Source organism: Saccharothrix sp. AJ9571, from assembly GCF_021725495.1.
GTDB classification, from domain to species: domain Bacteria; phylum Actinomycetota; class Actinomycetes; order Mycobacteriales; family Pseudonocardiaceae; genus Amycolatopsis; species Amycolatopsis magusensis.
Window position 1 is genome coordinate 4,090,888 of sequence record NZ_CP091382.1, and the last position, 22,505, is coordinate 4,113,392.

The 22,505-nt window shown below is 70.8% G+C and carries 23 protein-coding genes; 11 read left to right on the forward strand and 12 right to left on the reverse strand.

What is annotated here, in order from left to right; translation table 11 throughout:
• The first annotated feature begins 67 nt into the window (after nt 1-67).
• Nucleotides 68-2,626 carry a glycosyltransferase family protein gene (gene glgP, locus L3Q67_RS18720; RefSeq protein WP_499190704.1) on the forward strand — a complete coding sequence of 853 codons (2,559 nt, stop codon included), beginning with the start codon at nt 68-70 and terminating at the stop codon, nt 2,624-2,626.
• A 67-nt stretch (nt 2,627-2,693) separates the two neighbouring features.
• Nucleotides 2,694-3,926 carry an SGNH/GDSL hydrolase family protein gene (locus L3Q67_RS18725; protein WP_499190705.1) on the forward strand — a complete coding sequence of 411 codons (1,233 nt, stop codon included), beginning with the start codon at nt 2,694-2,696 and terminating at the stop codon, nt 3,924-3,926.
• Nucleotides 3,927-4,715: 789 nt separating this feature from the next.
• Here L3Q67_RS18725 and L3Q67_RS18730 read toward each other — a convergent pair.
• A complete protein-coding gene (locus L3Q67_RS18730; protein WP_395901719.1) occupies nt 4,716-5,108 on the reverse strand; it encodes a rhodanese-like domain-containing protein in 393 nt (130 codons plus the stop codon).
• The gene (locus tag L3Q67_RS18735) at nt 5,105-5,650 is read right to left on the reverse strand and encodes a cysteine dioxygenase (protein WP_499190706.1); all 546 of its coding nucleotides are present in this window, start codon (nt 5,648-5,650) and stop codon (nt 5,105-5,107) included. Before L3Q67_RS18735 ends, L3Q67_RS18730 begins: the two co-directional genes overlap by 4 nt.
• 334 nt (nt 5,651-5,984) lie before the next feature.
• On the opposite strand from L3Q67_RS18735, the gene L3Q67_RS18740 reads away from it, so the two are divergent.
• The 4 genes from L3Q67_RS18740 to L3Q67_RS18755 are packed head-to-tail and all read left to right on the forward strand — an operon-like array spanning nt 5,985 to nt 9,796.
• Nucleotides 5,985-6,797, forward strand: a complete 813-nt coding sequence (locus L3Q67_RS18740; RefSeq protein WP_499190707.1) for an ABC transporter ATP-binding protein — start codon at nt 5,985-5,987, stop codon at nt 6,795-6,797.
• Nucleotides 6,798-6,855: 58 nt separating this feature from the next.
• Complete coding sequence (locus tag L3Q67_RS18745; protein ID WP_209670154.1) at nt 6,856-7,635, forward strand: enoyl-CoA hydratase/isomerase family protein; 780 nt, start codon at nt 6,856-6,858, stop codon at nt 7,633-7,635.
• Between the two features lie 4 nt (nt 7,636-7,639).
• Nucleotides 7,640-8,617 carry a class I SAM-dependent methyltransferase gene (locus L3Q67_RS18750; protein ID WP_209670152.1) on the forward strand — a complete coding sequence of 326 codons (978 nt, stop codon included), beginning with the start codon at nt 7,640-7,642 and terminating at the stop codon, nt 8,615-8,617.
• Complete coding sequence (locus L3Q67_RS18755) at nt 8,618-9,796, forward strand: THUMP-like domain-containing protein (RefSeq protein ID WP_499190708.1); 1,179 nt, start codon at nt 8,618-8,620, stop codon at nt 9,794-9,796. It abuts the gene before it with no gap.
• On the opposite strand, the gene L3Q67_RS18760 is transcribed toward L3Q67_RS18755, so the two are convergent.
• Both L3Q67_RS18760 and L3Q67_RS18765 read right to left on the reverse strand, forming a co-directional pair.
• Nucleotides 9,780-10,442: a transcriptional regulator gene (locus tag L3Q67_RS18760; protein WP_499190709.1), complete on the reverse strand. Its 663-nt coding sequence runs from the start codon at nt 10,440-10,442 to the stop codon at nt 9,780-9,782. The two genes, L3Q67_RS18755 and L3Q67_RS18760, sit on opposite strands and share 17 nt — an antisense overlap.
• Entirely contained in the window at nt 10,439-11,539 is a 1,101-nt protein-coding gene (locus tag L3Q67_RS18765) for a sensor histidine kinase (RefSeq protein WP_499190710.1), read from the reverse strand. Before L3Q67_RS18765 ends, L3Q67_RS18760 begins: the two co-directional genes overlap by 4 nt.
• Nucleotides 11,540-11,635: 96 nt before the next feature.
• Between L3Q67_RS18765 and L3Q67_RS18770 the strand changes: the two genes are divergently transcribed.
• The gene (locus tag L3Q67_RS18770; protein WP_499190711.1) at nt 11,636-12,202 is read left to right on the forward strand and encodes a copper resistance CopC family protein; all 567 of its coding nucleotides are present in this window, start codon (nt 11,636-11,638) and stop codon (nt 12,200-12,202) included.
• Here the strand turns inward: L3Q67_RS18770 and L3Q67_RS18775 are convergent.
• From L3Q67_RS18775 to L3Q67_RS18795, 5 genes are all read right to left on the reverse strand, one after another.
• Nucleotides 12,199-12,975, reverse strand: a complete 777-nt coding sequence (locus L3Q67_RS18775; RefSeq protein ID WP_499190712.1) for an ABC transporter permease — start codon at nt 12,973-12,975, stop codon at nt 12,199-12,201. The genes L3Q67_RS18770 and L3Q67_RS18775 overlap by 4 nt on opposite strands.
• Nucleotides 12,972-13,952, reverse strand: coding sequence for a DrrA family ABC transporter ATP-binding protein (locus tag L3Q67_RS18780; RefSeq protein ID WP_499190713.1), 981 nt, complete (start codon nt 13,950-13,952; stop codon nt 12,972-12,974). Before L3Q67_RS18780 ends, L3Q67_RS18775 begins: the two co-directional genes overlap by 4 nt.
• Nucleotides 13,953-14,111: 159 nt before the next feature.
• Complete coding sequence (locus L3Q67_RS18785; RefSeq protein ID WP_499190714.1) at nt 14,112-14,795, reverse strand: PadR family transcriptional regulator; 684 nt, start codon at nt 14,793-14,795, stop codon at nt 14,112-14,114.
• A gap of 137 nt (nt 14,796-14,932) precedes the next feature.
• Nucleotides 14,933-16,396 (reverse strand): prenyltransferase/squalene oxidase repeat-containing protein, encoded by a 1,464-nt coding sequence (locus L3Q67_RS18790; protein WP_499190715.1) that lies wholly within the window; start codon nt 16,394-16,396, stop codon nt 14,933-14,935.
• Between the two features lie 206 nt (nt 16,397-16,602).
• The gene (locus L3Q67_RS18795; protein ID WP_499190716.1) at nt 16,603-17,238 is read right to left on the reverse strand and encodes a poly-gamma-glutamate hydrolase family protein; all 636 of its coding nucleotides are present in this window, start codon (nt 17,236-17,238) and stop codon (nt 16,603-16,605) included.
• Between the two features lie 174 nt (nt 17,239-17,412).
• Between L3Q67_RS18795 and L3Q67_RS18800 the strand changes: the two genes are divergently transcribed.
• Together L3Q67_RS18800 and L3Q67_RS18805 are read left to right on the forward strand one after the other, a co-directional pair.
• Nucleotides 17,413-17,637 (forward strand): hypothetical protein, encoded by a 225-nt coding sequence (locus tag L3Q67_RS18800; protein ID WP_499190717.1) that lies wholly within the window; start codon nt 17,413-17,415, stop codon nt 17,635-17,637.
• 98 nt (nt 17,638-17,735) lie between these two features.
• The gene (locus L3Q67_RS18805; RefSeq protein ID WP_499190718.1) at nt 17,736-18,554 is read left to right on the forward strand and encodes a MerR family transcriptional regulator; all 819 of its coding nucleotides are present in this window, start codon (nt 17,736-17,738) and stop codon (nt 18,552-18,554) included.
• On the opposite strand, the gene L3Q67_RS18810 is transcribed toward L3Q67_RS18805, so the two are convergent.
• Nucleotides 18,545-19,501, reverse strand: coding sequence for an MDR/zinc-dependent alcohol dehydrogenase-like family protein (locus L3Q67_RS18810; RefSeq protein ID WP_499190719.1), 957 nt, complete (start codon nt 19,499-19,501; stop codon nt 18,545-18,547). The genes L3Q67_RS18805 and L3Q67_RS18810 overlap by 10 nt on opposite strands.
• A gap of 36 nt (nt 19,502-19,537) precedes the next feature.
• On the reverse strand, nt 19,538-19,882 hold the full coding sequence (locus tag L3Q67_RS18815; RefSeq protein ID WP_499190720.1) for a MerR family transcriptional regulator: 345 nt from the start codon (nt 19,880-19,882) through the stop codon (nt 19,538-19,540).
• Between the two features lie 92 nt (nt 19,883-19,974).
• Between L3Q67_RS18815 and L3Q67_RS18820 the strand changes: the two genes are divergently transcribed.
• On the forward strand, nt 19,975-20,370 hold the full coding sequence (locus L3Q67_RS18820; RefSeq protein ID WP_499190721.1) for a VOC family protein: 396 nt from the start codon (nt 19,975-19,977) through the stop codon (nt 20,368-20,370).
• Nucleotides 20,367-21,113, forward strand: a complete 747-nt coding sequence (locus tag L3Q67_RS18825; RefSeq protein WP_499190722.1) for an SRPBCC family protein — start codon at nt 20,367-20,369, stop codon at nt 21,111-21,113. Before L3Q67_RS18820 ends, L3Q67_RS18825 begins: the two co-directional genes overlap by 4 nt.
• Here L3Q67_RS18825 and L3Q67_RS18830 read toward each other — a convergent pair.
• Nucleotides 21,103-22,356: an FAD-binding oxidoreductase gene (locus L3Q67_RS18830; protein WP_499190723.1), complete on the reverse strand. Its 1,254-nt coding sequence runs from the start codon at nt 22,354-22,356 to the stop codon at nt 21,103-21,105. The genes L3Q67_RS18825 and L3Q67_RS18830 overlap by 11 nt on opposite strands.
• Nucleotides 22,357-22,505: the final 149 nt, after the last annotated feature.

The following is a 22,505-nucleotide window of genomic DNA, read 5'->3' on the forward strand; positions in this document are numbered from 1 at the left end:
GTGCGGCAGGTGACCGGCTGTAGTGGGCGAACGGGCGAACAGTGCACGGAACGCTAGGGTCACGGACATGAGAGCAGTTCGCCGGTTCACCGTCCGCCCGAGTCTGCCGGAGCCGCTGGCCGGGCTCCGCGCGCTGGCCACCAACCTGCGCTGGACCTGGCACCCGCCGACGCGCGACCTGTTCGCCTCGATCGACGCCAAGCTCTTCAACGAGATCCGGGACCCGTTGCGCCTGCTCACCGCGCTGCCGCCGGCCCGGCTGGAGGAACTGGCCCTCGACGACGACTTCCTCGCCGCCGCCCGTGCCGCGACGGAGAACCTCGAGCACTACCTGACCGAGCCGCGGTGGTACCAGCGCCGGGCGGGCGAAGGCGACGGCAGGCTGCCCGCCGCGGTGGCCTACTTCTCGATGGAGTTCGGTGTCACCGAGGCGCTGCCGAACTACTCGGGCGGCCTCGGCGTGCTCGCCGCCGACCACCTCAAGGCCGCGTCCGACCTCGGCGTGCCGATGATCGGCGTCGGCCTGCTCTACCGCGCCGGGTACTTCCGGCAGGCGCTGTCGCTCGACGGCTGGCAGGTGGAGCACTACCCGGTGATCGACCCGATCGGGCTGCCGCTGGAGCTGGTCACCGGCGAGCACGGCGCACCGATGCACGTCGCGGTGGCGATGCCCGGCGGCCGGGAATTGCTGGCGCAGGTGTGGAAGGCGCGCGTCGGCCGGATCCCGTTGCTGCTGCTGGACACCGACACCGACGTCAACGACGACGACCTGCGCGGCGTCACCGACCGGCTCTACGGCGGCGACGCCGACCACCGCATCCGACAGCAGATCCTCGCCGGCATCGGCGGTATGCGCGCGGTGCGTCAGTACTGCGCGCTGACCGGGCACCCGCAGCCGGAGGTCTTCCACACCAATGAAGGGCATGCGGGCTTCCTCGGCCTCGAGCGCGCCGGTGAGGTGATGCGCGACGGCGGACTGAAGTTCGACCAGGCGCTGTCGGCGGTCCGCGCCGGGACCGTGTTCACCACGCACACCCCGGTTTCGGCCGGGATCGACCGCTTCCCGGTCGACCTGGTGCAGCGCTACTTCGGCGACGGCAGGCTGGTGCCGGACGTGGAGCTGCGTCGCGTGCTCGCCCTCGGTGCCGAGGAAAACCCCGGCATGTTCAACATGGCGCACATGGGCCTGCGCCTGGCCCAGCGGTCGAACGGGGTTTCCGCGCTGCACGGGCGGGTTTCGCGCCGGATGTTCGCGCGGTTGTGGCCCGGGTTCGATGAGCGCGAGGTGCCGATCTCGTCGGTGACCAACGGGGTGCACGGACCGACCTGGGTGGCGCGCGAGCTGAGCGCGCTGCTCGGTGGCAGTCACGAAGAATGGGGCTACGACGGCGATTCCGACAACTGGTCCGGCATCCGCGACCGGGTCAGCGACGAGCAGCTCTGGGCGCTGCGCCGGGACCTGCGGCAGAAGCTGGTGATGGAGGTGCGCCGCCGGGTGCGGGCCGCGTGGTTGCAGCGGGGTGCCTCCGCGCTCGAACTCGGCTGGACCGATCAGGTCTTCGACCCGGACGTGCTGACCGTCGGCTTCGCCAGGCGCGTGCCGACCTACAAGCGGCTGACCCTGATGCTGCGCAACCCGGATCGCCTGCGCGCGCTGCTGCTCGACGAGGAACGGCCGGTGCAGGTGGTGGTCGCGGGCAAGTCGCACCCGGCGGACGAGGGCGGCAAGGCGCTGATCCAGCAGATCGTGCGGTTCGTCGACGACGCGCGGGTGCGGCACCGGATCGTCTTCCTGCCGGACTACGACATGGCGATGGCGCGGTACCTCTACCGCGGCTGTGACGTCTGGTTGAACAATCCGACAAGGCCACTGGAGGCTTGTGGGACTTCCGGAATGAAGTCCGCGCTGAACGGTGGACTGAACCTCTCCATCAGGGACGGCTGGTGGGACGAGTGCTACGACGGCAGCAACGGCTGGGCGATCCCCACCGCGGACGGGGTGCTCGACCCGCTGCGCCGCGACGACCTCGAGGCCGCCGCCCTGTACGACCTGCTCGAGTTGCAGATCGTGCCGTTGTTCTACGAGCGCGGACCGGGTGGCACGCCGGAGGGCTGGCTCTCGCGGGTGTGGCACACGCTGCAGACGCTGGGGCCGAGGCTGCAGGCTTCGCGCATGGTCCGGGAGTACGTGGAGACCGGCTACCGCCCGGCGGTGGAGACGGTGCACGGCGCTGTCGCCGACGGCTACCGCGGGGCACTCTCGCTGGCCGAGTACCGGACGAAGGTGGAGGTCGCCTGGCCGCGGCTGACCATCTTCGACACCGAACTGCAGGTGGAAGCCCCGGACACGCTGGTGGTCGGCACCGAGGTGCGGGTCGGCACGCGGATCGACCTGGCCGGGCTGGAACCGTCCGAAGTGGACGTACAGGCGGTGGTCGGCAAGGTGGGCGACACCGATGAGCTGGCCGAAGCGGTGACCGTCTCGATGGAACCGGCGGGCATCGGCGCGTTCGCGGCGAAGCTCCGGCTGCCGTACGCGGGCTCGCTCGGCTACACCGTCCGGGTGCTGCCGAAGCACGGGCTGCTGGCGTCCCCGGCCGAGCTGGGCCGGGTGATCCACGCCTGAGTCTCGTTTTTGTCGGACCCCTTCGCTAGCGTTCGCCAGACCTGGACGAACTGGGAGGACAGGTTTGATGAAGCGAAGATTCCTCGGCTTGCTGGTGGGCCTCGTGACCGCGGCCGGCCTCGGCACCGCGCCCGCCGCGGCCGCCGCACCGGAGGCGGGGCTGTGGTCGGGCACCTGGGCGACCGCGGTCCAGCAGCCGACGTTCGGCGTGGTGCCGAACTGGTCGGAGGCCGGGTTCGCCGAGCAGTCGGTGCGCCAGGTCGTCCGGGTGGCTTCGGGCGGTGTGGCCGCGCGGGTGCGGTTGTCCAACGAGTTCGGCGACCAGCCGCTGCGGCTGACCGGCGCGACGGTGGCGAGGTCCGCCGAGGGCGCCGCGGTCAAGCCGGGGTCGGTGCGGCCACTGACCTTCCGGCACGCCCGGTCGGCGGAGATCCCGGCGGGCGGGGAACTGCGCAGCGATCCGCTGCCGTTGCTGGTGGCTCCGCTGGAGGAGTTGACGGTCACGCTGTACTTCCGAGAGCCGACCGGGCCGGTCACCTCGCACGTGAACGCGATCGCGACCAGTTACCGCGCGAGCGGTGACCACCGGTCGGACACGAGCGCGGCGGCGTTCACCGAGACCTCCGTCTCCTGGTACCTGCTCTCCGGGGTGGAGGTGCTCGCGTCCGGCAAGGGTGCGGTGGTGGCCTTCGGCGATTCGATCACCGAAGGCGCGCTGTCCACTGTGGATGGCGACAACCGGTACCCGGACGAGCTGGCCGAGCGGCTCGGCGGGAAGCGCCCGGTGCTGAACAGCGGCATCGGCGGCAACCGGGTGCTCACCGACTCGGCGTGCCTGGGGGAGAAGGCCACCGCCCGGTTCGAGCGGGATGTGCTGGACCAGCCGGGCGTTCGCTCGGTAATCATCCTGGAGGGCATCAACGACATCGGCATGAGCGACTTCCCGCCGGACGACTGCCTCGGTGCGACGCCGTGGGTGACCGCGGCCGACCTGATCGCCGGGCACCGGAACCTGATCAAGCAGGCGAAGGCGGACGGCATCCGGGTGATCGGCGGGACGCTGACCCCGTTCAAGGGCGCGTTCTACTTCAGCGCGGAACGGGAAGCCGTACGGGATGAGGTGAACCACTGGATCCGCACCTCGGGCGAATACGACGCCGTCGTCGACTTCGACCGGGCGTTGGCTGACCCCGCGGACCCGGACGCCATGCTGGCCGCCTACGACTCAGGCGATCGCCTGCACCCGAACGACGCCGGCTACCACGCCATGGCGGCCGCCGTCGACGTAACGCAACTCTAGCCCCGTACGCCGGGTAGGCCCCCTTCGCGGATGCCCACCCGGCGGCGGCCAGCTATCGCCGACCCGCCCGTCTCCACGAAATGCTCGCGTCAGCACACCTGCCGCGACACGGCTTCACGGCGGCGACGCCACACCAGCCGAGCCCACCCTGCCGAGTTCGGGTTCAGGCGAGACGGCCCAGCGGGCTCAGCCACCGGCGGGGGAAGCTCCTTGCCTCACGCCCGCATTTCCTGGCGGGCGGAGCCGGGCGCCATTTCCGAGCAGGCGACCACGGCCGGGCTGCCGAGTGCGGAGTTCAGCTACCCGAGTGTGGAACTCGGCTACCCCAACGTGGGGTTCGCCTGTCTGAGCCTGGGACTCGCCTACATGAACGTGGGGCTCGCCTACGCGAAGGTGGCACTCGGGTGCCTAAGCGTGGGACTCGGCTACCCCAACGTGGAGTTCGGCTGCGCGAGCGTGGGTCCCGCCTGTCTGAACGTGGGACTTGCCTACGCGAAGGTGGCACTCGGGTGCCTGAGTGCGGGGTTCTGCTGCGCGAACGTGGGTTTCGGCTGTCTGAGTGTGGGACTCAGCTGCACGAATGTGGGTCTCGGTTGTCTGAACGAGGGACTCGCCTACGTGAGTGTGGGACTCGCCTATATGAACGTGGGGCTCGGGTGCGTGAGTGCAGAGTTCAGCTACCCGAATGTGGAACTCGCCTGCACGAACGTAGAACTCAGCTGTCTGAACGTGGGGCTCGGGTGCGTGAACGTGGGGCTCGGGGGTGGGGTCGGGTGTGTGTGGGGTGGGTTAGGGGATGGCGGGGCGGCCGCCGGGGGTGGTGGGGAGGCCGGCGGAGCGCCAGGCTCGGTAGCCGCCGATGAGGTCGGTGGCGTGGCGCAGGCCCAGGCGTTTGAGGTCGGCGGCGGCGAGGCTGGAGGCGTAGCCCTCGTTGCACACCACCACGACCGCCAGGTCCGGGTGCACCTCGGGCAGGCGGTGCTCGCTCGCCGGGTCCAGGCGCCATTCCAGGTGGATCCGTTCGACGGGGACCGAGCCGGGGATCTCGCCTTCCTCCAGGCGGTTGGCGTGCGGGCGGATGTCCACCACCAGCGCGCCCTCGGCCTGCAGGCGGCTGGCCGCCTCCGGCTCCACCCTGGACAGCGTGGAGCGGGCGGCGGCGAGCGCGTCTTCGATGCTCATCGGTTCAGCGTGGCAGGCAGCGGCGGGATCTGCGCGGGCACGTCGTTCAGGCTGGTGTACGAGCGGGTGGGCACCAGCGGCGGCGAGTACGCGTGCACACTGGCCGCCGGGGTGGCGCCGGCGCCGGTGACCTGGTGCGCGCGACCGGCGCCGAAGCCGATGCCGTCGCCGGTGAAGTGCGACCGCTGCCGGATCGGGCCGCCCGGGTAGCGGTAATCCTCGGTCAGCCGGCCCTGCAGCACGGTGAACGAACCGGCGGCACCGCCGTGGTCGTGCGGGGCGGTGTGCTGGCCGGGCAGCCACGACAGCAGCCACAGTTCGACGCCGTCGGTCAGCGCGAGGCGCGCCCACCAGCGCCGTTCCTCGTCGAAGCGGAGTATCGAGCGCAGGCTCGAGGCCAACTCGTTGGTCACGGTCCTGGTCAGGTCGGCCAGTTCGCGCGGCGTCCACAGCTGCCGCTCCGGGTGCAGCAGGGCCGGGAGTAGCGGGTCGGTGATGCGCGGGTGGATCTCGAAGTCCGGGCGGATGAGCGACTGGGTCATGGCGGTGCCTCCTGGCGTGTGCGTGGAACAGAGCGGTGCACAGCGCGCGGCACGGGCTGAACCGGAAGGAAGTCCGGTGGAAGAGCAAGGGAGAAGAAAGGCGTCAGCCGCCGTGCCGCGCGGTGGTACACCCGCAGGAGGCGACGAGCACGAGGTCGACGGTCAGGTCGGACCACATGTTGCGCCACCCGGTGCGGCGCCATGCGGTTGTCGGCCTGATCACGGTAGGGATACTGCCACAGATCGGGCACACCGCGTGAGCTGTTCCACGCGGTGGACGCACTGGGGGTAGGCCGTTGAGCGCGGGCGAGGCCGCGTCGGTGACAATGACGCCGTGACCGAGCTGACGCAGCCGAACGAACTTGACGACCTCGTGGTGCGGATGAGCGGCGTGGGGGTGCGGCGCGGCCAGAACGACCTGCTCGCCGACCTCGACTGGGCGGTGGAACTCGACGAGCGCTGGGTGGTGCTCGGCGCGAACGGGGCCGGCAAGACCACCCTGCTCCGCCTGGCCGCCGCCGAACTGCACCCGACCACCGGCAGCGTGGACCTGCTCGGGGAACGGATCGGCAAGGTCTCGGTGTTCGAGCTGCGCCCGCGCATCGGGTTCACCTCGGCCGCGCTCGCCTCGCGGGTGCCGGGCGAGGAGACCGTGCGGGACGTGGTGGTCAGCGCCGGGTACGCGGTGCTCGGCCGCTGGCGTGAGGTGTACGACACGCTCGACACCGAGCGCGCGGAGGAACTGCTGGGCGCGATGGGCATCAAGCACCTCGCCGACCGCACCTTCGGCACCCTGTCCGAAGGGGAGCGCAAGCGCGCGCTGATCTCGCGCTCGCTGATGACCGACCCCGAGATGCTGCTGCTCGACGAGCCCGCGGCCGGGCTGGACCTCGGGGGTCGCGAGGATCTGGTGGCGCGGCTGTCCGAGCTGGCCATGGACCCCGACGCGCCGGCGATGGTGCTGGTCACGCACCACGTCGAGGAGATCCCGCCGGGCTTCACCCACGCGCTGCTGCTGCGGGACGGCCGCGCGGTCGCCTCCGGGCTGGTCGACGACGTGCTGACCAGTGAGAACCTGTCCGCCACCTTCGCGCAGGACCTGGCACTCGAACGCTGGGGCGACCGCTACTTCGCCCGTCGCCGCTGAGCTCGCGTACTGCCCGGTAGCCTGCTGGAACCAGTCAAGCTTGCCGAGGAGGATGGGCGTGGGAGAGTTCGTATCTGTCGAGGTCGAGGCCGGGGTGGGCACGATCCGGCTGGACCGCCCGCCGGTCAACGCGTTGAACAACCAGGTGCAGGCCGAGCTGGCGGAAGCCGCCAAAGAGGTGACCGAGCGTGCCGACATCCGCTCGGTGATCCTCTACGGCGGGGAGAAGACCTTCGCCGGTGGCGCGGACATCAAGGAGATGGCCGCCCGCTCCTACGCCGAGATGGTGACCTTCGGCACAGCGCTGTCCACTTCGCTCAGCCTGCTCGCCGGCATCCCGAAGCCGACCGTCGCGGCGATCACCGGGTACGCCCTCGGCGGCGGGCTCGAGCTGGCGCTGACCGCGGATCGCCGGGTGGCCGGTGACAACGTCAAGGTGGGCCAGCCGGAGATCCAGCTCGGCGTGATCCCCGGCGCCGGTGGCACGCAGCGGCTCGCGCGGCTGATCGGCCCGAGCAAGGCCAAGGACCTCGTCTACACCGGCCGGTTCGTCAAGGCCGAGGAGGCGCTGGCGCTGGGCATCGTGGACGAGGTCGTCGCCCCGGACGACGTGTACGCGGCGGCGCACAAGTGGGCCGCGCAGTTCGTGAACGGTCCGGCGGTGGCGCTGCGGGCGGCGAAGGCCGCAATCGACGGCGGCCTCGACGTCGACCTGGCCAACGGGCTGAAGCTGGAGACGCAGCTGTTCGCCGGGCTGTGGGCGACCGAAGACCAGGCCAACGGCATGCGGTCGTTCATCGAGAACGGCCCCGGCAAGGCCAGCTTCGAAGGGAAGTAGCGAGATGACCGAGGTGAACGACCCGGCGCCGCACCCGCACGCGACCGAAGAAGAGGTCAAGGCCGCGTTCGGCGACCCCAAGCTGGCCAACGTGCTCTACCACGACTGGGAAGCCGGGACCTACGACGAGAAGTGGTCCATTTCCTACGACGAGCGCTGCATCACCTACGCCACCGACGTGTTCCGCGCGGTGGCCGGTGAGGAGGACTCGCCGTACCCGACCGCGATGGAGCTGGGCAGCGGCACCGGTTTCTTCCTGCTGAACCTGATGCAGGGCGGGGTGATCAAGAAGGGCTCGGTCACCGACCTCTCGCCGGGCATGGTGCAGGTGGCGCTGCGCAACGCGGAGAACCTTGGCCTGGACGTGGACGGCCGGGTGGCCGACGCCGAGCGCATCCCGTACCCGGACGACAGCTTCGACCTGGTGGTCGGGCACGCGGTGCTGCACCACATCCCGGACGTGCCCGCGGCCTTCCGCGAGGTGCTGCGCGTGCTCAAGCCGGGCGGGCGGTTCGTCTTCGCCGGGGAGCCGACCAAGATCGGCAACTTCTACGCGCGCAAGCTCGGCCAGCTCACCTGGTGGCTGACCACGAACGTGACCAAGCTGCCCGCGCTGTCGGACTGGCGGCGGCCGCAGGAGGAGCTGGACGAGTCCTCGCGGGCGGCGGCTCTCGAAGCCGTGGTCGACCTGCACACCTTCGACCCGTCCGAGCTGGAGCGCATGGCGCTGGGCGCGGGCGCGGTGGACGTGCGCGCGGTCACCGAGGAGTTCGCCGCGGCGCTGGCAGGCTGGCCGATCCGCACCTTCGAGGCCGCGGTGCCGCAGGAGAAGCTGACGGTGAAGTGGCGGCTGTTCGCCTACCACCTGTGGCTGCGGCTGTCCGCTGTGGACAAGAAGCTGCTGGCGAAGGTGCTGCCGCGGCAGCTGTTCTACAACGTGATGATCGCCGGCACCAAGCCGCCCGCGGCGACCGGGCTGTAGTTGGCCTACTCGTTCACCCTCGACGACGTCGCCTTCCTGCGCTCCGAAGCCGGGGAGGCGGCGCTCGCGACGTGTGCCGAGCTGCCGCTGACCGAGCGCACCCGGATCGCCGACGTGGCCGCGGCCAAGCGCGTGGTCGGCGGCCACTACGCCGCGGCGCTGGAAACCGTGCTGCTGCGGCGCAAAGCGGTGACCAAAGTGGACGGTTCGGCGGGGTGGCTGTTCACCGGCGACTCGCTGCAGCAGGCGAGCGCCTCGGTGGTGGCGCGGCACCGGGCGGAGCGGCTGGCGGGCCGCGAGGTCCACGACGTCACCTGCTCGATCGGCGCTGACCTGGTCGAACTGGCGAAGATGGCGAGCGCGTGCACCGGTTCGGACCTCGACGAGGTCCGGCTGGCGATGGCGCGGCACAACTGCGCCCAGGCCGGGGTCGATGCGCAGCTGCTCCAGGCGGACGCGCTGCGGCCACGGGACGGGAACGCCGTGGTGGTCGCGGATCCGGCTCGCCGGGACTCATCGGGTCGCCGCACCTGGAAACCGGCGGATTTCGCGCCACCGCTGGACGAACTGGCCGCCGCGTACACCGGCCGCGACCTGGTGGTGAAGTGCGCGCCGGGAGTGGCGCCCGAGTCGGTGCCGTGGGCGGACGAGATCGAGCTGGTCTCGCTCGACGGCCAAGTCCGCGAGGCCTGCCTGTGGGCGGGGGAGCAGGCGACGGTCGCGCGCCGGGCCACCGTGCTGCGGTCGGACGGTACACAGTGGACGGTCACCGGCGCCGAGCCGGACGAGGTGCCGGTGGCGCCGGTGGGCGAGTGGATCGTCGATCCGGACGGGGCGGTGGTGCGGGCCGGGCTGGTCCGCCACTACGGCGCCCGGCACGGCCTCTGGCAGCTCGACGAGCGGATCGCCTACCTCACCGGTGACCGACCGCCGCCCGGGGTGCGGGCGTTCCGAGTGGTCGAACACGGGCCGTACCAGGAAAAGAGCCTGCGGGCGATGTTGCGGCGGCACGAGATCGGACGGCTGGAAATCCTCATCCGCGGGCTCGACGTCGACCCGGATGCGTTGCGGCGCCGGATGAAACTCGGCGGCACCCAGGAGGCGAGCGTGGTGCTCACCCGGATCGGGCGCGCGCCGTTCGCCTTCCTCTGCCGCGCCGAGGTCATCGAGCCGGTGTGACCAGCCCGCTTTCGTAGGCGGTGATCACCAGCTGGGCGCGGTCGCGGGCGTGCAGCTTGCTCAGCAGGTGACCGATGTGCGTTTTCACCGTCGCCTGGCTGATCCGCAGTTGCTCCCCGAGCTCGGTGTTGGACAGGCCGCGCGCGATCAGCGTCAGCACCTCGCGTTCGCGGGCGGTGAGCTGGTCGAGTTCGCGGGACGGTCGCTGTGCCGGGCCGCCCTGCCTGGCGAACTCTTCGATCAGCCGCCGGGTGATCGCCGGAGCGAGCAGGCTGTCGCCCGCGGCCACCACGGCGATCGCGGTGAGCAGTTCGGCGGGCCGGGTGTCCTTCAGCAGGAACCCGCTCGCGCCCGCGCGCAGGGCGGCGAACACGTATTCGTCCAGGTCGAAGGTGGTGAGCATGAGCACGCGCACCCCGGCGGTCTCGGGTGACCCGCAGATCCGGCGCGTGGCTTCGATCCCGTCGACCTCCGGCATGCGCACGTCCATCAGCACGACGTCCGGCTGCTCGCGCCGGGCCAGGTCGACCGCTTCCGCGCCGTTCCCGGCCTCGGCGACCACCTCGCAGTCCGGCGCGCTGTTCACCAGGACGCGGAAACTGCCGCGCAGCAGGGCCTGGTCGTCGGCCACCAGCACACGGATCACCGTTTCACCTCGTCCGGTTCGCGGGGCAGGCGAGCGCTGACGCGGAACCCGCCGGTCGGTGCCGCGCCCGCTTCGAAGGCACCGCCGTACATCATCACCCGCTCACGCATGCCGAGCAGACCGTGCCCGCCCGAACCGGCGCCCGGCCCGCGGCCGTCGTCGGTCACCTCGATCCGGATGTCGCGCTCGTCCACGGAGACCACCACCTCGCAGTGCTTCGCGGCGGCGTGCTTGACCACGTTCGTCAGCGACTCCTGCACGATCCGGTGCACCGACAGGCTCAGGCTCTCCGGCAGGTCCAGCCGGTCGTCCACGCGCAGGGTGACCTCGATCCCGGCTTCGCGGGCGTGCTCGGCGAGCTTGCCGAGAGCGCCGATCCCCGGCGAGGGAGCCAGTTCGGCACCGTCGGGGCTGCGCAGGACGCCGAGCAGGCGACGCAGTTCGGTGAGCGTGCCGCGGCTGGTCTCCTCGATGATCCGCAGGGCGTCGCGGGCCTCGCCGGGGTTCTGCTCGGCGACGTGGTTGGCCACGGACGCCTTCACCGCGATCAGGCTCATGCTGTGGGCCACCACGTCGTGCAGCTCGCGGGCGATGCGCAGGCGTTCGCCGGTCAGCGCTTCCTCCGCACGGAACGCCTGCCGCCTGACCTCACGGGCACGCATCACGCGCACCGCCCGTCCGGCACCCCAGGCCGCGGACATGATCAGCCACAGCAGGAGTGAAGCTTCGACGGGCGCGTCGAACAGCGACTCCGGTGACGCGGTGAGCAGGACCGCCGCCGTGCCGATGAGCGTGGTCACCAGTGCCGGGATCGCACGCGCCGAGGGTACCGACAACCCGACCACGTAGAGCACGAACGACACCGGCAGCAGTGGTTCCCTGGTCAGGTCGAGCGCGACCGCGGCGAACGAGCCCAGCGCGACCACGGCCAGCACCGGCAGCGGCCAGAGCCGTCGCACGGCCAGCGGCGGGCCGATGGCGGCTACCACCAGTGCCACCACCCAGAGCGGGCGCGCACCTTCCTGGAACCCGAAGTAAGCCGCGGTCGCCAGCGCGGCGGCGCCCGCGTCGGCGAGCAGGAGGTGGATTTTCGGCACCGGTTGAACCTAATCCGCGGGCGGTTCCGTCTACCTCGGAGGCCCGTTGGGGCTCAGGCATAATCGCGAAGTCGACGACCTTGAGGAGAACCCGCGATGAAGCGCACCGCCGTGTCGCTGTTCCTGACCGCGCTCGCCCTGCTGGCCACCGCCGGTCCGGCCGGTGCGCACACCAAGCTGGAGTCCAGCGATCCGGCGCAGGGCGCCTCGCTCGAAGCCGCGCCCACCCAGATCACGCTCCGCTTCAGCGAACTGGTGAAGGTCGAGACCAGCAAGGTCACCGTGACCGGCCCGAGCGCTTCGGAGTGGAAGGTCGGCGCACTGGCGGCCAAGGGCCCGATGCTGACCGTGCCGGTCGAGCCGGTCGGCCCGGCGGGGGAGTACGCGGTGAACTACGAGGTCACCAGCGCCGACGGGCACTCGGTCAGCGGCACCACGCGGTTCACCCTGACCAAGGAGGCCGCGCCGGCGGGCGCGGCCCCCTCGTCCGCGCCCGCCGTGCCGAACACGCCGACGACCACCGTTCCCACCGAGTCCGCCGACCCGCAGCCGCAGGCCGCCGAGGACACGAGCATGCCGGTGTGGCCGTGGATCGTCGGCGCGGCGGTCCTGCTGGCTATCGGCATCGGAGCGGTGCTCGTCCGACGCCGGCGCACCAGCTAGTTCGAGCGCTGGTACGCCCGGAACGCCCGGGTGGCCAGCCAGCTCATCACCGCGGCCAGCGCCAGCAGCGACCCGCCGTGGCCGAGGACCCGCGACCAGTCCGGATCCGCGGCGAGTGCCTCGCGCCCGGCGACGGCGGCCCAGTCCACCGGGTTGTATTCGGCGACCGTGCCGACCCAGGACGGCAGCAGCGACGGCGCCATCATCACCGAGGACAGGAAAGCCAGCGGCAGCGCGAGGAACTGCGAAATGCCGATCAGTGCTTCCTGCTGGCGCACCAGCAACGCGATCGCGTCGGACAACGCGCCGAAGATGATCGACAGCAGCACCGCGCAGGCCAGCACCACCAGCACGCCGGTGACCCCGCCGTCGTAGCGGGCACCGGCGAGCAGGCCGACGCCGAACACGATCAGCGACTGGATCACCGTGACCACCGACTGGTGCGCCAGCGAGCCCGCGATCAGCGCACCCCGGCTCACCGGCGAGGTCAGGTTGCGGTCCATCACGCCGCGTTCCATGTCGTCGATGAACGAGGTGCCCGCCCAGCCCGCCGACATCATCGCGGTCATCACGATCACGCCGGGGGTCAGGTAGCTCAGGTAGTCGCCGGTGCCGAAGCCGGGCAGCTCGGCCACGCGGCGGAAGAGCTCGCCGAACAACAGGAGCCACACCATCGGCTGGATCAAGTTGAACAGCAGGTAGGCGGGTTGGCGGGAAAGGCGGCGCAGGGCGTGTGCGGTGAGCCTGCCGGTGTGCGAGGCGAAGGTGGTCATCGGACACCCCCGGCCACGCTGTCGGCGGTGCGGAAGTCGCGCCCGGCGTGGCGCAGGTACACGTCGTCCAGCGACGGGCGCGCGGTGCCGATCGACACCGGTTCGACGCCCGCGCGGCCGAGCGCGGCCAGCACCCCGGGCAGCGCGGTCGCGCCGGTGGCGACGCGGGCGCGAAGGGTCAGGCCGTCCACGCTGATCTCCCCGGCCACCGGTTCCAACGCCCGCCGCGCGGCGGTCAGATCGTCCACGGTGGACAGTTCGGCGTGCACGCTGTCGCCGTTCAGTTCGTTCTTCAGCTCCTCCGGGCTGCCGGTGGCGACCACCTGGCCGCGGTCCACGATCACCAGCCGCGCGGCCAGCTTGTCGGCTTCTTCGAGGTAGTGGGTGGTCAGCAGCACGGTCAGCCCGTCCTCGCCGGACAGGCGGGCGATCTCGGCCCACATGTCGGCCCTGGCCTCGGGGTCGAGTCCGGTGGTCGGCTCGTCCAGGAACAACACGCTGGGCCGGGCGACCAGGCCGAGCGCCACGTCCAGCTTGCGCTGCATGCCGCCGGACCACTTGCCCGCGGGCCGGTCGGCGGCGTCGGTCAGGCCGAACCGGTCGAGCAGTTCCTTGGCGCGCCCGCGGGCGGCCGTGGCGGACAGGCCGTGCAGGTGGCCCTGCAGCACCAGGTTCTCGCGGCCGGTGCTGACCGGGTCGAAGGCCGGTTTCTGCGAGACGCTGCCGATCACCCGCCGAACCCGGCCGGGCTCGCGGCGGACGTCGATGCCCGCCACGCTCGCCTCGCCGTCGTCGGGGGCGGCGAGGGTGGTGAGGATCTTGACGGTGGTGGACTTGCCTGCCCCGTTGGGGCCGAGCAGGCCGAAGACGATGCCGGCGGGCACGGTGAAGCCGAGTCCGGCCAGGGCGCGGACGGCTTTGGCGCCCTTGCCGTAGGTCTTGACCAAGCCGGTCGCGGTGATCGCATGGGTGGGCACGGTGGTACTCCTTCGGTGTCGTGAGAAGGAGTCGACCGTCGCGGTGCACTACTCTGGCGTTCGCAGGCGCGCTCGGAGCAGCTGTCCGCGGACGGCGACCCGGGTGTGTCGGATGGCTCCCGGCCGCGGTGTTGCCGCACCCCGGCCGGGGCCATCACCTCAGTTCTGTTCGGGTTGGCTGAGCCAGCTCATCTCCTCCGCGAACTCGGTGGCGACGCGCGCCTCGATCTCGTCCGGCGTGGCTCCCGACTCGCGCAGCTCGTGCAGCCTTGACCACACGCGCAGGCCGTCGAACTCGCCGGTCTTCATCTCCCGCAACAGGTTCCTGACGAACTCGACCTCGGTCTCCAGCAGGGCCTGCCGGAACTCCGCTTCGATGGTGAACAGCCGCGGGAAGCCTTCGGGGGTGGTCGCCGCGATGGCCTCGTAGCTCTGCTTGGCCAGCAACTGCGTGCGCAGGCGGGCTTCGAGGAGCCGGACGACCTCCTCCGGTGAGAGCACCGGCATCAACGACAACGCGGCCTCGAACTGGGCGAACTCCTTGGCCGGATTGGCCAGCAGGTCGCTGAGCCAGTCGTGCATCTCGGCCACGCCGGACGGGGTGATCTCGTAGACCGTGCGCTCGGGACGCCTGCCCTCGCGCACGGTCTCGCGAGACTCGATCAGCCCGCGCTTGCGCAGCGACTCGACCACGGAGTACAGCGAGCCGTAGTTGAGCTTGATGCTGTCCTCCTTGCGCCGCTCGCGCAGGGTGCCGGACATCTCGTAGGGGTGCATCGGGCGTTCGTTGAGCAGCGTCAGCACCGCCAGTGCCAGCGGATTCGCCCTGCCACGCGGTGCCATCGCCTCGATGCCCTCTGCTCTCGCTCGAATACTCGATCCAGAGTACCCGAACCAGAGTGCTCTAGGTCAAGCCTGAATGCTATGAGTGGGGCATTACTTGCAATGGACGCAAGTAATGCCCCACTCATAGCGTTTGCTCAGGTGCTGCGGACTTGGGGCGGGGTGAGGGTGGGGGTGGCTTTGTTGCCGAAGGCCCACGCTTCGATGCTGCCCAGCGGCGGCACGTAGGTCGACGCCCCCTGCGTGCTGTACGTCCACGCCGTCGCGCCGGTGTTCGCGTGGTAGTACGCCCAGTGCGCGTTCACCGGTGGCGTGTTCACGCACGGGTCCTGCGCCGGGGACGGCAGGGCGTTGATGCGGCAGAGGAACGCCATGCCCCAGCGCGAGGTGCCTGCCGGGGTGAATCCGGCGTTCTGCAGCGCCGCCACGCCGTTCGCCTGCGCGCCCGGCGCGCAGCGCGTTTCCTGCGTGCCACCGAAAGCGGCGAAGTCGACGGTCACGGTGACCCCGCTGGTCCCGGCACACGGTCCCGGCGTGCCGGCGGCCTGCATCGACACCGCGCACGGCACCTCGGGCACCGCGGCGGACGGGGTGGACGGCGCCAGCGGGAAGGCCTTGCCCGCGGCGGCGGGCACGGCCTGCACGGTGGCGAGCAGGTTGACCGAACGGCTGCCCGGGTAGAAGAAGGCACCGCGGTCGGCGACCGGGTCGGCGCAGCCCAGCTGGAAGCTCGCCAGCGCGGCGTAGGCGTTGCCCGGCTTGCCACCCGCGGCGACGATCGCCTGGATCGCCAGCGCGGTCGAGTTCGGGTCCGACGCCTGCCCCGGCGCGGCGATGTAGGCGAAGCCACCGTCGGAGGAGCGGGCCGCGTTCAACGACGACAGCACCTTCTTCGCGGCGGGCAGCTTGCCGTAGGCGGCCAGGCCCTGCACCGCCATGCCGGTGCTGTTGGTGTCCGGACCGGCGAAGGCGGCCGGATCCGCCGTGGCGCACGGCACCGCGGTGTCCAGGCGGTAGGCCTGCCAGAGCCCGTTCGCGCACTGCTGGCCGGTCAGCCACGCGGTGGCCGCGACGACCCTGGGGTGCGCGGCGGGCACCTTCGCCGCCTTGAGCGCGGCGAGCGCGAGGCCCTGGCGGAACGCGCCGTCGTAGGTCGGGTCGGCCGAGCCGAACAGGCCGTCGGCGCGCTGGGTGGCGAGCAGGCGGTCGACCAGGTTCTCCCCGCCGAACTGCCGCGGGTTCTGCTTGCCCGCGACGACCGCGAGGAGCACGTAGCCGAGGCGCCCCGGGTCGTCCTGGCCGTCGGCGCCCTTCAGCGGCTCGCCGAGCTGCGTGCTCAGGTAGGCGACGCCGTCCTGCGCGGCCTGGCGGCCCACCCCGGCGGCGTGCAGGCCGAGCACGGCGTACGCGGTGCTGGTGACGTCGGCGTTGAGGTTGCCGCCGCCCGCGGTGATCGCGCGGGCCAGGTAACCGGCGCCGTGGCGGGCCACGGCGCTCTGCCCGGCTTCGGCGGCCGCGGCCGGTGCGAGCAGCCCGGCGGCGAGTGCGGTGATCGAGGCCAAGACGGCCATCGATCTGGCGCGGAAAAGCTTCGTGCGCAAGGAAGTTCCTCCTCCGGACAGGCGCGGTCACCCACGCGTGCCGGAAGGGGCCAGCGCAGGCCCCGAGCCGCAGTCCACGACGGTTCGACGGAGCCCGTTCCCCGGCAGGCGGTCCGGCTCGCCCGCGTTGTCCACGCGAGCCCACGGTTGCGGGTCAGCGCCGGTTTCCGACCGGCTTTCCCCGACGAGGAACGTGCACCGGAAAGCTACCCGGTGACCGGGCCGTCCCGCCAGACCCCGCGCAGCGCCGCCACCAAACCGTCTACAAAGGACTCGAACAGTCCCGGCTCGTCGTGCATCGAGTCGCGCAGGCTCAGCGGCAGTTCGAGTTGCACACCCCTGCCGGCGCGGGTCCGGTTGACGATGTTGCGCGGTGACCGCCCGGCGAGCGTGGGGTGGTCCGCCGCGTCGATGGTCTCGAACCCGCGCGCGCCGAGTTCCGCGTGCACGATTCCGCCGAATTCGGTGTCGAGGCCGCCGATCAGCACGCCCTCGCGGGGCAGGCTGACGCAGCCGTGCAGGCTCAGTGCCCGGTCGGTGCCCGCGCACAGCGCCAGCGCCACCGGATCGTCGCAACGGCTGGAGGTCACGTGCAGGCTTCGGTTGTCCTGGAAGCTTTCGAACAACCAGTAGTCGCATGTGGACCGGCGCGCGACGGCCAGGCACAGCTGCGAGGTCCCCGGTTCGAGCGTGCCGCCGTGCGGGGCCAGCACTACCGGGGTGCCGGGGCGACCGGACTGGCGGAACCAGCGGGCGTAGTCGATGTGCTCGGTGAGCGAGGGGTCCGCGTACAACGCCGTGTTCGAAAGATATCTGTGCGTAGCCGCGCTCGTCACCGTCATCCCCGCAACATACGGCCATTCGGCGGGAGCGTGGTGTTCGAATGGCGCAATCGGCCGCCGATGGCGGTGATCCGCGTTTCATTCACCCGGCCCGGGGAACTCTCAATCATGTCCAGAGTGCGAGTTTCCGGCGGCCGTTCGACGGCCGCGCGAGTGATTACCGGCGTCGGGGCAGTGATCGCGCTCATCGAGGTCATCTACATCTTGATGATCTTGCTGGGCGCCAATGCGACCAACGCGTTCGTCGAGTTCATGCGAGCCATCGCCGAGCCACTGGCGTTGTTCTTCCCCGGCCTGTTCCAGCTGGAGAACTACCAGGTGGGCGTGCTGATCAACTACGGGCTCGCCGCCGTGTTCTGGCTCGTGCTGACCGGGCTGATCGCCCGCATCGTGCGCTAGCGGGCCTCACCGGTGCCCGCCACCTCCCCGTGTTCGTTCAGTCGGGGGCGGGCACCGGGAGGTGGCGCCTGGGGGCTTGATCGTGTGAAGCTGCCCGGGTGTTCAGCATCGGGGAGTTCGCCGGGCTCGGCCGCGTGTCGGTCCGCATGCTCCGGCACTACGACACCATCGGCCTGCTGCGGCCCGTCCGCGTGGACGGGCGCAGCGGCTACCGCTACTACGACGCGGCCCAGTTGCGCGACCTCAACCGCGTGGTCGCGTTGAAGGACCTGGGTTTCACGCTCGAGCAGGTCCGCGAAATCGTCGACCAGAAGCTGAATCCCGAGGAACTGCGCGGAATGCTGCGGTTGCGCCGGGCTCAGCTCGAAGCGCAGATCTCCGCCGACTCCGATCGGCTCGACCGCGTCGAGGCGCGGTTGCGGATCATCGAGCGCGAGGGGTACCTGCCCACCGAGGACGTGATCCTCAAGCCGGTCGCGGCGATGCGGGTCGCGGAACTTTCCGGGATCGCGGCCAGCTACGCCACCTTCGACATCGGACCGGTGGTGCAGCCGTTGTTCGTCGAACTGTGCCGCCGGCTCGACGCCGCCGGGCTCACCCCGGTGGCGCCCACCATCGCCTACTACGAACCGGTCGGCGAGGACGGTGTGATGGTGCACTCCGCGGCCCCGGTACCGCTGGAAAGCGGGCGGAAGTACGACTTCGACGTGGTGGACCTGCCCGCGCTCGACGCCGCCGCGACCGTGCTGCACCACGGCCCGATGGAGGACGTCGACCGCACCTTCCAGACGCTGGCCCACTGGATCGAGGAACACGGCTACGCGCCGATCGGGCACGCGCGCGAGGTCTACCTCGACTACGAAAGCCCGGAGCGTGGCGTGACCGAACTGCAGGTGCTCGTCCGCCGTCAGGCCTGACGCCACGGGTCGAGGGCGTGCTTTCCGTGTGTCCGTCCGGATTCGAGGGCTTGGAGTACGGCGGGTCCGTCGGCCAGTGGGTGCACTTCGGCGGTGCCGGGCGGGTACACGCCTTGCGCGATGAGCACTTCGAGTTCGTCGAGCAGCGCGCGATAAATACCCGGCGCCGCGGTGGCCAGTGCGCCGATGTGCAGTCCCTTGAGCTGGACCCGGTGGGTGAAGACCAGGTCGTGCGTGCTCAGTGTGGCGTCACCGGACGCGGCCCCGAACACCACGACGCGGCCGGTGAACGGCTTGGTCACCGACAGGCTCGTTTCGAACGTCGCCTTCCCGACGGATTCGAAGACCAGGTCCACGCCTCCGGTCAGCCGCAGGATTTCCTCGGCCAGATCGGGACGAGTGCTGTCGAGGACGACGTCGGCCTGGATGGTGTGGTGCTTCGCCGGTGACGCCGTGGCGATGACGCGGGCGCCGTAGTGGCGGGCCAGGCGGACGGCGGCCTGCCCCACACCTCCCGCGGCGGCGTGGACGAGCACCGCGTCCCCGGCTTCGACCGCGCCGAGTGGTCGCAACGCCGCCAGTGCGGTCGCCCAGTTCAGCACCATGCCGAGGGCTTCGGCGTCGCTCCAGCCCGCCGGGACCGGCAGCACACCGGCGGCCGGCATCACCACGTACTCCGCGAAGGCACCCGCGCCGGTCCCGATGACGTGGGTGCCGTCGCCGCCGACGATTTCCCCGGCGGCCTCGAACCCCGCGATGTAGGGCGCCGACGGTCCACCTCCGTAAGTGCCGTGGGACTGCATGACGTCCGCGAAGTTCAGGCCCGCGGCACCGACCCGGACCAGGTATTCGCCGGGACCCGGGGTCGGACGGGGGACATCGGTCGCGAGGATCAGGTCCGCCGGGCCGCGGTGCGACCGCTGGACCAGGGCACGCATTTTCTCCATGCCGCCGAACGTAGAAGCCTCACGCAGGTGTCAAGGTCAAGGACGAACTTCGCGGAGATACGCGTCGAGCGCCGCCTGCTGTTCGTTGAGGGAGGCGATGCGGGCGGCGAGCCGGTCGCGGTAGCGCCGGACCTCGTCGGCGAACTCCGGAGCGCCGTCCGCCAGGGACTTGATCAACCGCACGGACAACCCGGACTCCAGCAGCGAGCGGATGACGAGCACGCGGTCGAGGGTGGAGCGGCAGTAGTCGCGGTAGCCGTTCTCGTGGCGGCCGGGCACGATCAGGCCCTCGTCCTCGTAGAACCGCAACGACCTCGCGCTCACGCCACTGGCCAGGGCGGCCTCGCCGATCTTCACGATCGAAGGCAACACCACGGTCACGGCGGATCTTCCGACCGACAGAATGCCGTGTCTTGACAATCGAAGTTGTCGGTGGAACCGTGGGCCGCGCCGTACAACACAGGGAGGCGACGATGAAGGTTCAGCTCACCAGCATCATGGTGAACGACCAGGATCGGGCGGAGCGGTTCTACACCGAAAAGCTGGGGTTCCAGGTCAAGCACGACATCCCGGTCGGCGACGCGCGCTGGCTGACCGTGGTTTCCCCGGACGAGCCGGACGGCGTGGAGATCCTGCTGGAGCCGGCGGGCTACGAGTTCGCGCGGACGTACCAGTCCGAGCTCTACGCGAAGAACATGCCGCTGACCATGCTGTTCTCCGAGGACGTCCGCAAGGAGTACGCGCAGCTCGTCGAGGCAGGCGTGCAGTTCCGCGGCGAGCCCGCCGAGACCATGGGCGGGATCAGCGCGATCTTCGACGACACCTGCGGCAACTACCTCATGCTGATGCAGGTGACCCAGCCCGGATGAGCGAACAACGGCGGCTGCACAAGGAGATCTCCTTCGACGCCACCCCGGAACAGGTGTGGGCGGCCATTTCCAGCGGGCCCGGCATGTCGATCTGGTTCGTGCCCCACGAGATGGGTCCCGAGGGGGAGGGCGAGGCCGACTTCGGCGGTGGCAACACCCAGGCGGGCCGCGTGCTCGCCAGGGAAGAGGGCAAGCGGATCGTCTACGGCGACACCGATTCCCCGGCCGCGCTGGAGTTCCTGGTCGAGGGCCGGGACAACGGCGGCACCCTGCTGCGGTTCACCCAGAGCGGGTTCTTCGACGGTGAGGACTGGGCCGGCGAATACGAGAGCTTCGACCGCGGCTGGAACCTCTTCTTCCACAACCTCGCGCAGTACTTCCGGTACTTCGCCGGGTTGCCCGCGACCACGCTGGTGACCGGCTCGACCACCTCGCTCGGTCCGGACGCGATCTGGGCGAAGTTGAGCGCGGCCCTCGGCGTGGACCCGGAAATCCGGCTCGGCGACCGGGTGCGGCTGACCCCGGCCGGCCTGCCGCCGATCGACGGCGAGGTCGACTACCGCGTCCGCGGGGTGCTCGGGGTCCGCGCGGCCGAAGGGCTGCACCGGTTCCAGGGTTTCGGCGCCGAGGGCCACGGCATGGTCAACTCGATCCACTACTACTACGGCACCGCGCCGGACCGGGCGGCCACGACCGCGGCCTGGCAGCAGTGGCTACTGGCCGCCTTCCCGGTCAGGCTCTGAGCGCGGCCAGCCGCCGGGCGACCTCGGGTGAGTGGAACTGGCGCACCGGCGGCCGGTCGCCGTAAGCGAAGTTGAGGGCACGGCCGAGCGTCCACGGCTCGACCGCGGCGAACACCGCCTCCTGGGCTTCGTGGGCGTCGGCGCCCGGACCGGACAACACCATCAGCTGGTACCGCGCGTCCCGGTGGCCCACCGCGTTCGGCACGGCGGGCGGCCGGGACAGCGCGCCACCGAGGTGCCGCAGGTCGGTCACCAGGCCCACCGGCGCGCCCGGTCCGGTCAGTTCGACGAGCCGGCCCGCCAGGTCCGCCGGGAAATCGCTCAGCAGCGCGGTGTCGCCGTAGTAGGCGTGCGGGGTGTCCGGCTCGCTGAAGATCGTGCGCGCCGCCTGGTCGAACGGGATCTCCGCGAACCTCTCCAGCAGGCGCGGGCCGATTTCGCGCAGGGGCGCGATCAGCCGCTCGCCTCCCGCGGGATCGCCGCTGTAGGAAATCCGGAGATGCGCGACATGCCGTCCGCGCAAGGGTTCCGGCACGCCCGGCACGTCCGGGAGCGGCACCATCCCCAGCGAGGAGGTCAGTTCCTCGGGCACGGTCTCGGTCCATTCGCGGAACCCGCGCACCACCGCGGGCAGGAGTCCGGTGTCGAAGTACATGCCGCCGCCGTAGATGGCCGGGACGTCGAACAAGGCGATCTCCAGCCCGGTGACCACGCCGAAACCACTGCGGCCGCCGCGGATCGCCCAGAACAGCTCGGGATGGCTTTCGGCGGTCACGTCGAGCAGTTCGCCGCTGTGGTCCACCAATTCGATCCGCCGCACGTGATCGGCCGCGAAGCCGAAGCGCCGGGCCAGCAGGCCGACCCCGCCGCCGAGTGAGTACGACACCGCGCCCACCCCGGGACCGCTGCCGGACAACGGCGCGAGTCCGTGCGCGGCGGTCTCGGCGAGCACGTCCTTCCAGCGCGCGCCGGCTTCGAGCCAGGCCGTCTTCTTCTCCGGGTCCACGCGAACCCCGCGCATCCGGCGGGTGCTGATCAGCAGCCCGGTGGCCGGGGTGGTGAAGCCGTGGCCGGTCGCCTGCACCGATACGGGCAGGCCCTGTTCGCGGGCGTGGTTCACCGCGGCACGCACGTCGGCCGCGTTCTCCACGGCCGCGATCACCTTCGCCTCGTGCCGGAAGGCGGTCTGGAAACCGGCCGCTTCGTCGTCGAACCCGGGGTCGCCGGGGTGCAGGTAGTTCATCTCGTTCCTCCGTTGTCGCTCTCCTTCCACCCTGGGTGGCTCTCAGGCAGAAGTCCAACAGCTGGTTCTGCTCGAAACCAGAAGCAGTAATCATGATACAGACAAGTTTGACTGTCTTGACAAGAAAAGTTGTCGGTGAGACTCTGGCT